This window comes from Cryobacterium adonitolivorans, assembly GCF_004402695.1.
In the GTDB taxonomy this organism is placed as follows: Bacteria; Actinomycetota; Actinomycetes; order Actinomycetales; family Microbacteriaceae; genus Cryobacterium; species Cryobacterium adonitolivorans.
This window is the reverse complement of the sequence record NZ_SOFL01000024.1, coordinates 35,105-48,525: the sequence shown is the minus strand read 5'-3', so window position 1 is coordinate 48,525 and position 13,421 is coordinate 35,105. Positions and strand designations below refer to the sequence as shown.

The 13,421-nt window shown below is 68.6% G+C and carries 12 protein-coding genes; 9 read left to right on the top strand and 3 right to left on the bottom strand.

From position 1 onward, the window contains the following. Positions 1 to 69 precede the first annotated feature (69 nt). Complete coding sequence (locus E3O42_RS07575; protein ID WP_134453362.1) at positions 70 to 519, top strand: NUDIX domain-containing protein; 450 nt, start codon at positions 70 to 72, stop codon at positions 517 to 519. On the opposite strand, the gene E3O42_RS17955 is transcribed toward E3O42_RS07575, so the two are convergent. Together E3O42_RS17955 and E3O42_RS07565 are read right to left on the bottom strand one after the other, a co-directional pair. After that, entirely contained in the window at positions 500 to 751 is a 252-nt protein-coding gene (locus E3O42_RS17955; RefSeq protein ID WP_166787922.1) for a hypothetical protein, read from the bottom strand. The two genes, E3O42_RS07575 and E3O42_RS17955, sit on opposite strands and share 20 nt — an antisense overlap. Beyond that, complete coding sequence (locus tag E3O42_RS07565; protein ID WP_134453361.1) at positions 748 to 3,351, bottom strand: ATP-dependent DNA ligase; 2,604 nt, start codon at positions 3,349 to 3,351, stop codon at positions 748 to 750. The genes E3O42_RS17955 and E3O42_RS07565 overlap by 4 nt, the downstream gene beginning before the upstream one ends. Positions 3,352 to 3,433: 82 nt before the next feature. Here E3O42_RS07565 and ku point away from each other — a divergent pair, with 82 nt between their 5' ends. The 5 genes from ku to E3O42_RS07540 all read left to right on the top strand — a co-directional run bounded on the left by ku (position 3,434) and on the right by E3O42_RS07540 (position 6,981). Then, positions 3,434 to 4,429 (top strand): non-homologous end joining protein Ku, encoded by a 996-nt coding sequence (ku, locus tag E3O42_RS07560; RefSeq protein WP_134453360.1) that lies wholly within the window; start codon positions 3,434 to 3,436, stop codon positions 4,427 to 4,429. 34 nt (positions 4,430 to 4,463) lie between these two features. Next, on the top strand, positions 4,464 to 5,048 hold the full coding sequence (locus tag E3O42_RS07555; protein ID WP_241984708.1) for a CDP-alcohol phosphatidyltransferase family protein: 585 nt from the start codon (positions 4,464 to 4,466) through the stop codon (positions 5,046 to 5,048). Positions 5,049 to 5,170: 122 nt separating this feature from the next. Beyond that, the gene (locus E3O42_RS07550; RefSeq protein WP_134453394.1) at positions 5,171 to 5,584 is read left to right on the top strand and encodes an FHA domain-containing protein; all 414 of its coding nucleotides are present in this window, start codon (positions 5,171 to 5,173) and stop codon (positions 5,582 to 5,584) included. Then, positions 5,584 to 6,282: a transcriptional regulator FtsR gene (ftsR, locus tag E3O42_RS07545; protein ID WP_134453359.1), complete on the top strand. Its 699-nt coding sequence runs from the start codon at positions 5,584 to 5,586 to the stop codon at positions 6,280 to 6,282. Before E3O42_RS07550 ends, ftsR begins: the two co-directional genes overlap by 1 nt. A 147-nt stretch (positions 6,283 to 6,429) precedes the next feature. Beyond that, positions 6,430 to 6,981 (top strand): MerR family transcriptional regulator, encoded by a 552-nt coding sequence (locus E3O42_RS07540; protein ID WP_134453358.1) that lies wholly within the window; start codon positions 6,430 to 6,432, stop codon positions 6,979 to 6,981. Between the two features lie 85 nt (positions 6,982 to 7,066). Here E3O42_RS07540 and E3O42_RS07535 read toward each other — a convergent pair whose 3' ends face one another. Continuing rightward, the gene (locus E3O42_RS07535) at positions 7,067 to 7,879 is read right to left on the bottom strand and encodes a ParA family protein (RefSeq protein ID WP_134453357.1); all 813 of its coding nucleotides are present in this window, start codon (positions 7,877 to 7,879) and stop codon (positions 7,067 to 7,069) included. Positions 7,880 to 7,956: 77 nt separating this feature from the next. On the opposite strand from E3O42_RS07535, the gene E3O42_RS07530 reads away from it, so the two are divergent. The 3 genes from E3O42_RS07530 to E3O42_RS07520 are packed head-to-tail and all read left to right on the top strand — an operon-like array spanning position 7,957 to position 13,358. Beyond that, entirely contained in the window at positions 7,957 to 11,361 is a 3,405-nt protein-coding gene (locus tag E3O42_RS07530; RefSeq protein ID WP_134453356.1) for a pyruvate carboxylase, read from the top strand. A 56-nt stretch (positions 11,362 to 11,417) separates the two neighbouring features. After that, positions 11,418 to 12,812 carry a MinD/ParA family ATP-binding protein gene (locus tag E3O42_RS07525; protein ID WP_241984707.1) on the top strand — a complete coding sequence of 465 codons (1,395 nt, stop codon included), beginning with the start codon at positions 11,418 to 11,420 and terminating at the stop codon, positions 12,810 to 12,812. Between the two features lie 54 nt (positions 12,813 to 12,866). Next, complete coding sequence (locus E3O42_RS07520) at positions 12,867 to 13,358, top strand: peptide deformylase (RefSeq protein WP_134453355.1); 492 nt, start codon at positions 12,867 to 12,869, stop codon at positions 13,356 to 13,358. Positions 13,359 to 13,421 lie beyond the last annotated feature (63 nt).

Sequence of the window (13,421 nt, the reverse complement as noted above, 5' to 3'; positions counted from 1 at the left end):
TCTTACTCGGGGTGCGGATGACGTTCCCTGGCGGGTGCGGCATGCTTAAGCGATGAGCGGCAGTGGTCGATGAGCGGCAGCGGTGATGCGTGGGTCTTCGGCCCGGATGGCGCCAGATTCTGGGGCCGCTATGGGGCGGCCGGTCTGCTCGTGCACCATCCAGACCTCGGCGTTCTCCTGCAGCATCGTGCCCTCTGGAGCCACCAGGGCGACACCTGGGGAGTCCCCGGCGGAGCCAGGCACGAGAACGAGAGCGCCTTCGACGCCGCGCTCCGGGAGGCTGGCGAAGAGGCCGGCGTTCCCGCGCACCTGCTCAGGCTGAGCTTCAGTTCGGTGGTCGACCTCGGATTCTGGTCGTACACCACGGTGGTCGTTCGGGCGCTGGAGGCGTTCGACCCGGTGATCAGCGATACCGAGAGCATCGCCCTGCGCTGGGTGGCGCCGGCGGAAGTGGAACTACTGCCGCTGCATCCGGGCTTCGCGGCCTCCTGGCCCGCGCTCAGGGACCGCCTGTCCTGACCGGGGCGTCAGCGGCGGGCGTGCCCTTCGGGCTGGTCGCAGGCCGACGTGTGGGCCACGGCACCAGGGCGGATATCCCGCGTCGATAGGCCAGATGGCCGGGATGCCGTGAGACCGAGGTGCTCTCGGTGAAGGCGATGGAACCCGCGAAAAGCAGCGTCAGCACCACCGCGCCCAGCACGCCAGCGTGCAGCCGGGTGCCGGCGGCGATGGCGCCGAAGCCGGCGATCACCCACCACTGGACGATCTCGCAGAAGTAATTCGGATGCCGGGAGAATCTGAACAGCCCGCGGCATCGTCCGGCACTGTGTCCTCCGACACGGCATCGTCCTGCACCACGTCGGTGGGCGCCTTGTCGGGGCGGAGGCCCCGCCAGCTCGGGTGCCGCAGCCGGCCACCCGGCGTCCACCCGGCGAATTCCACCTCGCCCACGAGCACCGGCTGAACCCACACGGCGTCGGCCGCATCCTCCGGCGGCACGTCATCGAAGGGGTTGTCCGCCGTCGGCAGTTCGTCGAGCCGGCGGCGCAGTCTCGTGAGGTCGCGGTCGCGAAAGCCGGTGCCGATCCGCCCGGCGTAACGCAGGCCGGCTGAAGCGCTCGCCTCGCCCGGGGGTCCCGCCGTCGGCACACCCACCAGCAGCGAGCCGAATGTGCCGCCGCGGTGCCCGTTTCCCGGGCGCCAGCCGCCGATCACGATCTCCTGCGCCTTGACGTGCTTGATCTTCACCCATTGATTGGTGCGGCGTCCGCTCGCGTAGGGGCTGCCGGTCTCCTTGGCAATCAGTCCCTCGAGGCCGAGTTGCAGGCTGGTGGCCAGCACGGTGGCGGCGTCGCCGGTGAAGGACGGCGGCACCTGCACGGTGCCCGCGGCCGTCACGAGGCCCTCCAACGCCGCACGGCGCCTGGAGTACGACTGGTCGACCAGGGCTGCACCGTCGTCCTCGAGCAGGTCGAAGACGAAATAGTGCACCGGCGCCCGCCGCTGCGCCCGACGCACATCACCCTCATCGGTGAGTCCGAGCCTGCTCTGCAGCAGCGAGAAGTCGGGCCGGTTCTTCGTGTCGAGGGCCACGACTTCCCCGTCGAGCACGGCGCCGCCCGCCCCCACGGCCGCACGCAGGTCGTCGACGAGCTCGGGGAACGACGCCGTCACGTCGTTGCCGTTACGGGTGAGGAAACGTACATTCCCGTCGGCGCCGCCGTCGAGGTAGGCCAGCATCCGGATGCCGTCCCACTTCATCTCGTACGCCCAGTCGGTCTCTGCCGACAGCTCGCGCAGGTTGCCCGGCCGGGCGAGCATAGGGGCGTAGAGGGCGCCCGCTCCGCCCGTCGCCCCGCCCGTCGCTATGGCCGAGGCTTGGCGGGCCGGGACCGGCCGTTTCGGTTTCATCAGGTGGATCAGCCAGTTGCGCGACTCCGCCCCGCCGGTGCGGATAAGGGCGAACTCGTGTTCGGCGCCGGCCAGGCCGCCGTCCGGCCTGCCGCGCAGGGTGACGATCACCTCGTCGTCCCGCCATTTCTCCAGCGAATAGGTGCCGGAATCCCAGATCGTCATGGAGCCGGCGCCGTATTCTCCCGCCGGAATATCGCCCTGGAACTCGAGATACTCCAGCGGATGGTCCTCGGTGTGCACGGCCAGATGGTTGCGGGTGGGGTCGACGGGCACGCCCTTCGGCAGCGCCCACGACACCAGGACGCCGTCACGTTCCAGGCGCAGGTCGAAGTGCAGCGCCCTGGCGTGGTGTTCCTGGATCACGAACGATGCCCCGCCGCCGGCGGTAGCCGTCTGTGTTGCCGTCGGAACGGGTTCAGGGGTGCGCCGGGCGTCGCGCTTGCTGCGGTACTGGTGCAGGCGGTCCGCGTCGGCGCGTGAGGCCGAAGCGGCGCCGGCGTCGATGGCGTCCGCCACCGGGCCCAGCAGGTCCGGGCGTCGGTCCAGGCGCTTGAGCACCTGCCGGTAGTCCAGCTGCTCCAGCCCCGGCGACTCCAGCTCCCGCCAGCTGCGCGGCGCCGCCACCAGCGGTCGCAGTAGTCCGCGCAGGCTGTATGGCGCGATGGTCGTTTTGTTCGCGCTGTTCTGGCTCCAGTCCACGAAGACCTTGCCTGTCCGCAGCGACCGGGTCATCGCACTGAGCACCTCGCCGGGGTGGTCCGCTTCCAGCGCCCTCGCGAGTTCATGCGCCACCTGGCCCACCTGCTCCGAGGTGTGGCTGCCGTCTAGCGCCGCATACAGGTGAATGCCCTTGCTGCCGCTGGTCACCGGCAGGGTGTCCAGGCCCATGTCCAGCAGCAGTGCCCTGGCCCAGCGGGCCACCTCAGCGCACTCGGTGAGGCCGACGCCCTCGCCGGGGTCCAGGTCCAGCACCAGCCGGTCGGGGCGGGCAGGGGTGCCCGCCGAGTCGAACCGCCACTGCGGCACGTGGATCTCCAGGGTGCCGATCTGGGCGAGCCAGGTGAGGGTGGCCAGGTCGTTCACCAGCGGATACACGGTGGCGTGCGCCTTGTGCGCCAGTTCCCGGCGCTCCACCCACTCGGGCGTGCCCTCGGCCAGGTTCTTCTGGAAGAACACCTGCCCGGGCTCCTCCGGCGTGCCCACGCCGTGCACCCAGCGCTTCCGGGTCGCCGGCCGGTCGCGCGCATGCCGGATGAGCGCATCAGCGACCGCCGCGTAGTAGCCCAGGATGTCGGCCTTGGTGGTGCCGGTTTCCGGGTACATCACCTTGTCGAGATGGGTGAGGGTGACCCGCCGGCCGCCCACCGTCACGACCTCCCGCTGGGCGCCATCGGTGCCCACAGCCGAATTGCCCGCAGCAACCGCACCAGTAGCCATGTGCCCAGCTTGCTCCACGCCCGGCTGCCGGTCTAGCCTCAGCCCATAGGACGGGTGTGTACTGGGGTCGGGAGGACGAACGATGCGATCAATCTGGAAGGGCGCCATCACGTTCGGGCTGGTCAACGTGCCGGTCAAGGTGTACAGCGCTACCGAGGACCACGACGTCGAACTGCACCAGGTGCACGACGCGGATGGCGGCCGCATCCGCTACCAGCGCCGCTGTGAGGTCTGCGGAAACGTCGTCGATTACGCGCACATCGACAAGGCCTTCACCGACGGCGATAAGACCGTCGTGATCACCGATGCCGACCTCAAGTCCCTGCCGGAGGAACGCAGCCGCGAGATAGACGTCGTCGAATTCGTGCCGAGTGACCAGCTCGACCCGATCATGTTCGACCGCAGCTACTTCCTCGAGCCCGACGGATCCTCGCCCAAGGCCTATGTGCTGCTGCGCCGCACCCTGGAACAGACCGACCGCACCGCCATCGTGCACTTCGCGTTGCGGCAGAAGACCCGGCTCGCCGCGCTCCGGGTGCGCGACGGTGTGCTCATGCTGCAGACCCTGCTCTGGGACGACGAGGTACGCGTGGCCGAGTTCCCGGCCCTCGAGCAGACCGTGAAGATCTCCGACCGGGAGCTGGACCTCTCCGCGGCACTCGTGGACTCCTTCGCCGCCGACTTCACGCCGGGCGACTACACCGACGAATACCAGGCGCAACTGCGCCGCCTCATCGAGGAGAAACTCGAGAAGGGCGACGCGATCGACACCGAGGCCACCTTCGGCAAAACCGACGAGGAGGCCGGCGGGGGAGAGGTGCTCGACCTGATGGAGGCACTGCGCCGCAGCGTCGACCGCAGCCGCTCCGGCGGCGCGTCGGCCAAGACCGCAGGCTCCAAGACCGCAGGCTCCAAGACTGCCGCCTCCAAACAGGCCGCAACCAAACCCGCCGCCAAGACCGCCGCTTCGAAGAAGAAAACCACGGCCAAGGCGGATGCGGAGCCCGCCAGGAAGAAGACGAAGAAGACGCCCACCGCCCCGCCGGACGAGACCACGGAAGTCCGCCGCGAAGCCTGAGCCCCTCCCGCCGGCTCCTCGGTAGACTCGTGTCGTGACTGGGCCCGTTCCTACCGACATCAGCTCCAGGGTGCTGACGGTGCCGAATCTGCTCAGTTTCCTGCGGCTGGCGCTCGTCCCGGTCTTCCTCGGGCTGCTCGTGAACGGCGAGGATGCCTGGGCGCTCCTGGTCCTCGCGGTGGCCAGCCTCACGGACTTCCTCGATGGCGCGATCGCGCGCCGGTTCAACCAGATCACCAGGCTGGGCCAGTTGCTCGACCCGGCCGCGGACCGGCTCTACATCTTCGCTGCGCTCGTTGGGCTCGCCTGGCGCGACCTCGTGCCGTGGTGGATCGTGGCCGTCGTCGTCGGCCGGGACGTGTTCCTGCTCGGGTTGGGTGTTGTGCTGGCCAACCACGGTTTCGGCCCGCTTCCTGTGCATCAGCTGGGCAAAGTGGCCACGTTCTGCCTCTTCTACGCCCTCCCGATGATCATGCTCGGCCAGGCGTTCCCCGAGCTGTCCTGGTGGTCACAACCTGTCGGCTGGGCGTTCGGCCTGTGGGGAGCGTACCTGTACTGGTGGGCCGGGGTCATCTACGCGATTGAAACGGTTCGGGTGATTCGGCTGCCGCGCGCTTGAAGGCCCGTTCCATCCGATACGATTTACCCAGTAGGAGGTGCACGGTGGTCGATTCCGACGAGAAGAAAGAACCCGAGCGTAGGGTGGCGCCCGAGAATGCCACGGGCAACGTCGATACGACAATGACGTTCAGCCAGGAGTTCGCGGCGTCGTTGGCCGCGCTCGACGCCAACGTCACGGTCGAGGAGCAGGAAGCCATTGCGGCACTGCCCTCAGGCTCAGCCCTCCTGGTGGTGCGCCGCGGTCCCAATTCGGGTGCGCGTTTCCTGCTGGATGCCGATCTCACCACGGTGGGACGACACCCGAATGCCGACATCTTCCTCGATGACGTCACGGTGTCCCGCCGCCACGCCGAATTCCTGCGCAATGGCCGTATCTTCCAGGTGAAAGACCTGGGATCGCTCAACGGCACGTATTTCGATGGCGAACGCATCGACCTGGCCGTCCTCACCGACGGATCCGAAGTGCAGGTCGGCAAATTCCGCCTCACGTTCTACGCCTCGCGGCTCGACCTCGTACACCTGGCGAGCGACTAGTGTCGGCGTCCTCCGCCCAGGCCAGACTGCCGGGCGCGACGTCACTCTTGAGTATCGGCCAGGTCCTGGCCCGGATGACACCGGAATTCCCGGACCTGACCCCGTCCAAACTGCGGTTCCTTGAGGAACAGGGTCTTGTCTCCCCGGCACGCACGGAATCCGGCTACCGCAAGTTCAATGGCGGCGACCTCGACAGGCTGCGCCTCATCCTGTCTATGCAGCGCGACCACTATCTGCCGCTAAAGGTCATCCGCGCCTACCTCGACGATCTCGACGCCGGCCTGTCGCCCGTGCTTCCCGGCGGCGGGGCGCCCGGCCCGAGCATGCTCGTGATCGCCCGCCGCTTCACCAGGGAGGACCTGCTGCGCGAGTCCGGCGCATCCTCGACACTTCTGCACGACGCCGTCACCGCGTCGATCATCGTGCCCGCCGAACACTACGGCGACGACGCTCTCAGGGTACTCCGCGCCCTGGTCGACCTGCAGCGCAGCGGAATTGAACCCCGGCACCTGCGCGGCTTCCGCGGTGCGGCCGAACGCGAGCTCGGCCTGATCGAAAGCGCCCTGGTGCCCCTGGCCCGCCGCAAGGACGCTTCCAGCCGCGCGAAGGCGGCCGAGATGGCCGTGGAGATCGCCGGTCAGCTCGAGGTCATCCGCGGCAGTCTGATCCGCTCGGCCCTGGGCCGGCTGACCAAATAAGTCGTAGACTGAAAGTTCAACGCACCGAGAACCACGTTCTCTCGACACGCCGACACGTTCGGGCGGATGTCATCGATTCGGACCGTCGGTCTCGCTAACGTTGAAGTGCGGGCTGAAGGTTCGCATCCACCCCCGAGAGGCGACCGTATGAGTGAACTCAATCCCCGAGACGATTCGTCTCGGTACGGTCAGGGGCTGCTCTTCACCGACGGCATGCCTGAGCTCAACGAGAACTCAGGCTACCGGGGGGCCGTTGCGGCCCGTGCCGCGGGCATCAGCTACCGCCAACTCGACTACTGGGCCCGCACCGAACTCGTGGAGCCCACGGTTCGCGGCGCGGCCGGCTCCGGCTCCCAGCGCCTCTACGGCTTCCGCGACATCCTCGTGCTCAAGCTCGTCAAGCGCCTGCTCGACACCGGGATCTCCCTGCAGCAGATCCGCACCGCGGTCAACCAGCTGCGCGAATCGGGCGTGAACGACCTTGCCCAGACCACTCTCATGAGCGACGGCGCCAGCGTCTACCTCTGCACTTCCAACGACGAGGTCATCGACCTCGTCAGCCGCGGCCAGGGTGTCTTCGGCATCGCCGTCGGCAAGGTACTGCGTGAGGTCGAAACCACCCTCGTCGAACTCGACACCCAGGCCAGCGACCCGTCCGACGAGCTCGCCGCCCGTCGCGTCTCCCGCAAGGTCTCTTAGCCCCGCGAACCGTGAGAAAAGCCCCGAAAACGCGAGCGTTTCGGGGCTTTTCTCACAGCTCGAGCGAGTGTCAGCGGGCGTTGCGCTAGCGTGCGCCGGACTCGGCGTACTCGCCGATGCGCGCGGTGCGCAGAACGCGGTCCAGAAGCTGGTCGAAGTAGTGCGCCATCTCCTGGGCGCTGTCGCCCGGCCAGGTGTGCAGGGGCTTCGCGGCGCCCTGGGCCTGCTGCAGGCTGGTGCGCTCCGGCAGCTGCGGGCTGAGCACCAGCGGGCCGAACATGTCGCGCAGTTCCTTGATCCGGAACTGGTGCTCGAGCGACGCGGTGCGGGCCCGGTTGACGATGATGCCCAGCGGCTGCAGCCGGGGGCTGAGGCCACGACGGATCTCCTCGATCGCGCGCAGGGCGCGGTCGGCGGCGGCGACCGAGAACAGGCCGGGCTCGGTGACCACGGCAACCCGGTCGCTGGCGGCCCAGGCGGTGCGGGTGAGCGCGTTCAGCGAGGGGGCGCAGTCGATCAGAACGAGGTCGTAGTCCTTCTCCACGGTGGAGAGGGCCTCCTCGAGCTTCCAGATGTCCCGGATGCTGGGGTGCGGGCCGTCGAAATTGATGGCGGAGGGGCTGCCGATCATGACGTCGATCGTGCCGGGGCGACCGCGGGTCCAGCCGCTGGGCGCGATGGCGGCACGAACGACTTTCTCCTTCGGCGAAGCCAGCACGTCGGCGACGTTGAGGTGGCCGGCGAGCTGGATGTCGAGCCCGGTTGAGACATCAGATTGCGGATCGAGGTCGACCACGAGGGTCCGAACACCGCGGGCGAAGGCGGCAGAAGCCAGACCAAGGGTTACCGTGGTCTTGCCTACCCCTCCCTTGAGGGAGCTAACGCTAAGTACGTGCACAAGTAGATACGTTACCTTCACTAGTCTTAGAGAACCTAACCGTCAGCTGTGTGCCGCTCCCGGATCGAAAGGTCTCTATGTTCACCAAAATCCTCGTCGCCAACCGTGGAGAGATAGCAATCCGCGCGTTCCGCGCCGCCTATGAACTGGGCGCGAAAACCGTCGCCGTCTTCCCGTTCGAGGACCGCAATTCGCTGCACCGACTGAAGGCCGACGAGGCCTACGAGATCGGCGAGCCGGGTCACCCGGTCCGCGCCTACCTCGATGTGTCCGAGATCATCCGGGTGGCTAGGGAGAGCGGCGCAGACGCCATCTACCCCGGCTACGGATTCCTCTCCGAGAACCCCGAGCTCGCCGAAGCGGCCAAGGTCGCCGGCATCACGTTCATCGGGCCGGGCTCGCACGTGCTCGAGATGGCCGGCAACAAGGTCACCGCCAAGGAACACGCCATCGCTGCCGGCGTGCCCGTCCTCAAGTCCAGTGCACCGTCTCGCGACGTCGAGGAACTCATCGCTGCCGCCGAAGAGATCGGCTTCCCGATCTTCGCCAAGGCCGTCGCCGGCGGCGGCGGACGCGGCATGCGCCGGGTCGCCACCATGGCCGACCTGCGCGGCTCCCTCGAAGAGGCCATGCGCGAGGCCAACAGCGCCTTCGGTGACCCCACCATGTTCCTCGAGCAGGCGGTGCTGCGGCCCCGCCACATCGAGGTGCAGATCCTCGCGGATGCCACCGGCGAGACCGTGCACCTCTTCGAGCGGGACTGCTCAGTGCAGCGCCGCCACCAGAAGGTCATCGAGATCGCCCCGGCCCCCAACCTGCCGGAGGAAATCCGCCAGCGCCTGCACGCCGACGCCGTGGCTTTCGCCAGGTCGATCGGTTACGTCAACGCCGGCACCGTCGAATTCCTGCTCGACACCGTCGGCGAACGCGCCGGCCAGCACGTGTTCATCGAGATGAACCCGCGCATCCAGGTTGAGCACACCGTGACCGAAGAGGTCACCGACGTCGACCTCGTGCAGTCCCAGATCCGCATCGCCGCGGGGGAGACCCTCGCCGACCTCGGCCTGAGCCAGGACTCGATCAAGCTGCGCGGCTTCGCCCTGCAATGCCGCATCACCACGGAGGACCCCACCGCGGGGTTCCGCCCCGACACCGGCAAGATCACGACCTACCGCTCACCCGGAGGCGCCGGCATCCGCCTGGACGGCGGAACCATCAACCCCGGCGCGCAGATCAGCCCGCACTTCGACTCGATGCTAGCCAAGCTCACCTGCCGCGGCCGCGACTACGCCTCGGCGGTCACCCGCTCCAAGCGCGCCCTGGCCGAGTTCCGCATCCGCGGCGTCTCCACGAACATCGCGTTCCTGCAGGCCGTGCTCGAAGACCCCGACTTCGCCAACGGCGACCTGAGCACCTCGTTCATCGACGAACGTCCGCAGCTGCTGCGCGGCCGGGCCTCGAAGGACCGCGGCACCAAGATCCTCAACTGGCTGGCCGACGTCACCGTCAACCAGCCCAACGGTGTGCCCCTGACACTGCTGAACCCTGCAGAGAAGCTGCCCAAGCTCGACCTGTCCGTTCCGGCGCCGGAGGGTTCGCGGCAGAAGCTGCAGCTGCTCGGCCCGGTCGGCTTCGCGAGCGCCTTGCGCGCCCAGACCGCGCTTGCCGTCACCGACACGACCTTCCGTGACGCCCACCAGTCGCTGCTGGCCACCCGGGTGCGCACCAAGGACCTCGTGGCCGTGGCCCCGTACGTGGCCAGGCTCACCCCCGAACTGCTCTCGGTCGAGGCCTGGGGAGGCGCCACCTACGATGTCGCGTTGCGTTTCCTCGGCGAAGACCCGTGGGATCGCCTCGGCGCCCTGCGCGAGGCCCTGCCCAACATCAACATCCAGATGCTGCTGCGCGGCCGCAACACCGTGGGCTACACCCCGTACCCCACCGAGGTGACGGATGCCTTCGTCCGCGAAGCCAGCGATTCCGGTGTCGACATCTTCCGCATCTTCGACGCCCTCAACGACGTCAACCAGATGCGCCCGGCCATCGACGCCGTGCTGAACACCGGCAACAGCGTCGCCGAGGTGGCGCTCTGCTACACCGGCGACCTGCTCGACCCCGCAGAAGGCCTCTACACGCTCGACTACTACCTGCGGCTCGCCGACCAGATCGTGGCCTCCGGCGCGCACATCCTCGCCATCAAGGACATGGCCGGCCTGCTGCGGCCCGCCGCGGCCGAGAAGCTCGTCACCGCGTTCCGTGAGCGTTTCGACCTGCCGGTGCACGTGCACACGCACGACACCCCCGGCGGCCAGCTCGCCACGCTCCTGGCGGCCTCCAGGGCCGGCGCGGACGCCGTCGACGTGGCCAGCGCCCCGATGGGCGGCACCACCAGCCAGCCGTCGGCGTCCTCCCTCGTGGCCGCGCTCGCTCACACAGAGCGGGACACCGGCATCTCCCTGCAGAACGTTTGCGACCTCGAGCCGTACTGGGAAGACGTGCGCCGGGTCTACCACCCCTTCGAATCCGGCCTCCGCGCTCCCACCGGACGGGTCTACAAGCACGAGATCCCGGGCGGGCAGCTCTCCAACCTGCGCACCCAGGCCGTCGCGCTGGGCCTGGCCGACGACTTCGAGCTCATCGAAGACATGTACGCGGCAGCGAACCGCATCCTGGGCCGCGTGCCCAAGGTCACACCGTCGTCCAAGGTCGTCGGTGACCTCGCGCTCTACCTGGCGGCCGTCAACGCCGACCCGGCGGACTTCGAGGCCAACCCGGCCAAGTACGACGTGCCGGACTCGGTCGTGGGATTCATGGCCGGCGAACTGGGCGACCTGCCCGGCGGCTGGCCTGAACCCTTCCGCAGCAAGGTGCTCGAGGGCCGCAGCATCCGGGTGAGCACGACCGAGCTGACCGACGAGGAGAGAGGCGCCCTCGACGCCGACAGCCCCACTCGGCGCGCCATGCTCAACCAGCTGCTCTTCCCCGCCCCCAACCGGCACTTCCAGCAGATCCGGGAACTCTTCGGCGACCTGTCAGTGGTCGACACCGTCGACTACCTCTACGGCCTGCGCCAGGGAACCGAGCACTCGGTCGAGATCGACAAGGGCGTGCGACTCTACGTCGGGCTCGAAGCGATCGGCGAGGCCGACGACAAGGGCATGCGCACCGTCATGACCATCCTCAACGGACAGCTGCGGCCGGTCTTCGTGCGTGACCGCAGCATCGCCGTGGTCACCAAGGCGGCCGAGAAGGCCGACGCCAACCAGCCCGGCCAGGTCGCCGCGCCGTTCTCCGGCGTGGTCACCCTGCAGGTCGCCGACGGCGACCACGTGGTGGCCGGCCAGAGCGTCGCCTCGATCGAGGCCATGAAGATGGAAGCGGCCATCACCTCACCCATCGCCGGCGTCGTCGAACGGGTCGCGATCCCCGCCACCCAGCAGGTGGACGCGGGCGACCTGCTCGTAGTGGTGCGGCCACGCTAGGCTGAGGCCTGATTTGGGGCCCCATTCGTGGCCCGCGAAAGAACGAGGAGTCTGCTGTGACAGATCGACGGACAGACGATGCCCAACCGCGCGACGAGGGTGACGGCCAGCTGAACCCGGCCCCGGAAGGGGCCGGGACGCCGGTGCCCTCGGCCGCCAGGGTGCGACCGGGCGACGAGTACCACAGCGAACTCCCACCGCACACCTTCGACAACCTGGCCGCCGCACTGCCGGAGAGCTTCGTCTCGCTCGGCGGTGCCGGCCTGCCCAGGTCCGCGGTCGCGGCGGGCTCAACGCCGGACGGCACCCGGCCGGCCGACCGGGCGGCCACGGGCGCCCACCCCGGCACGCACACCATCGAGATCGTCACCCCGCAACCGGCGCGCGAAACCGCGGCTCCGCTCGGCGCGAGCGGCACCGCCGCGGCGGCGCTTTCGCGCAGCACCGGTCCCACGAGCGCCGCCACCGCCAGCCGGCGTGCCCGCACCCGCTCTGATGCCGTCGCCCCGGAATCCGCGTCGATGCTCACCTCCGACCGTCTGCTCGAGATCAACCGCAAGACGAGGCGCGCGCCGAACGGCGGCTGGAACCGCTTCGTCTACACCGCCACCTTCCACGTCGTCAACCTGGGCGACTCGGCCGCCGTGCGAGCGCACCAGGCCATGGACGAACGCATCCGCAAACAGTTCGAAGGCGGGGCCAGGTTCGTCCCGATCCTCACCCGCAAGGGCGGCGTCGGCAAGACCACCGTCACCGCGCTGCTCGGTATGGCCATGGCCGATGCCAGGGAAGACCGGATCATCGCCGTCGACGCCAACCCCGACCGTGGCACCCTGAGTGAACGGGTCTCCAAGCAGACCAGGTCGACGGTGCGCGACGTCGTGACCAAGGCGGCCTCCATCGGCGGCTTCACCGACTTCTCGGCGCTGGTGTCCAGGGACGAAACCCGGCTCGACATCCTCGCGAGCGACACCGACCCGCTCCTGTCCGAGGCGTTCGACGAGAACGACTACAACGTCGTCGCCGACCTCGCGGCGCGGTTCTACTCGATCGTGTTGACCGACTGCGGCACCGGGATCGTGCACTCGGTCATGCGGGCCACCCTTCAGCGCGCCGATTCCATCGTGATCGTGTCCGGCGGCAGTGTCGACGAGGCGCGGTTGGCCTCCGAAACGCTGACCTGGCTCGAGGCCAACGGCTACGGCGAGCTTGTGCGCAACGCCATCGTCGCCCTCAACACGGCGACCCAGGGCACCAACCTGGTCAAACTCGAGGAGATCGAGTCGCACTTCCGGTCCCGGGTTCGCGAGATCGTGCGGATCCCGTACGACCCGCAGCTGGCGGCCGGCAGCGTGGTGTCCTTCAAGGACCTCAAGCCGATCACCCGGCTGGCCGCGCGGACCCTCGCGGCCCTCGTCGTCGAAGGGCTGCCGGCCGAGCGCCGCGCCTGAGGCCCTCCGCACTCCGCATCCGTTTCGTCCGTATCATCCTAAAGAGAGCCACCCGTGCCCGAACGCCAGATCCGCCTGCTGGGCGATCCCGTCCTCAAGACCCGCTCAGAGCCGATCGGGCCCATCGACGCCCGGGTGCGCAGCCTCGTCGACGACCTCGTGGACAGCGTGAAGCTGCCGGGCCGGGCCGGCGTGGCCGCCGCTCAGATCGGCGTGAACCTGCGCGCCTTCAGTTACAACATCGACGGGGACATCGGTTACATCCTCAACCCGGTTCTGGTCGAGCTGGCGGGGGAGCCGGAACTGGTCGACGAGGGCTGCCTGTCGGTACCCGGCCTGTGGTACCCGACAAAGCGCTATCCGTTCGCCAGGGTCACCGGAATCGACCTGGACGGCAACCCCGTCGCGGTCTCCGGTGAGGGGCTGATGGCCCAGGCGCTACAGCACGAGACCGATCACCTCGACGGGCTGCTCTACCTGGACCGGCTCGACAAGGAGAGCCGCCGGGCGGCGATGAAGGAAGTACGCGAGTCCGACTGGTTCTAGCCTGCGGACAAACGAACGAGCTGCCCCGCTGGTGCCGGGCAGCTCGTTCGTCTGTGCGCGTTC

What these genes read in the sequence shown, in the direction of transcription:
- E3O42_RS07575 (WP_134453362.1), top strand. Translation starts at nt 70, where the DNA reads ATGAGCGGCAGCGGTGATGCGTGGGTCTTCGGCCCGGATGGCGCCAGA.
- E3O42_RS07565 (WP_134453361.1), bottom strand. Translation starts at nt 3,351, where the DNA reads ATGGCTACTGGTGCGGTTGCTGCGGGCAATTCGGCTGTGGGCACCGAT.
- ku (WP_134453360.1), top strand. Translation starts at nt 3,434, where the DNA reads ATGCGATCAATCTGGAAGGGCGCCATCACGTTCGGGCTGGTCAACGTG.
- E3O42_RS07550 (WP_134453394.1), top strand. Translation starts at nt 5,171, where the DNA reads ATGACGTTCAGCCAGGAGTTCGCGGCGTCGTTGGCCGCGCTCGACGCC.
- E3O42_RS07540 (WP_134453358.1), top strand. Translation starts at nt 6,430, where the DNA reads ATGAGTGAACTCAATCCCCGAGACGATTCGTCTCGGTACGGTCAGGGG.
- E3O42_RS07530 (WP_134453356.1), top strand. Translation starts at nt 7,957, where the DNA reads ATGTTCACCAAAATCCTCGTCGCCAACCGTGGAGAGATAGCAATCCGC.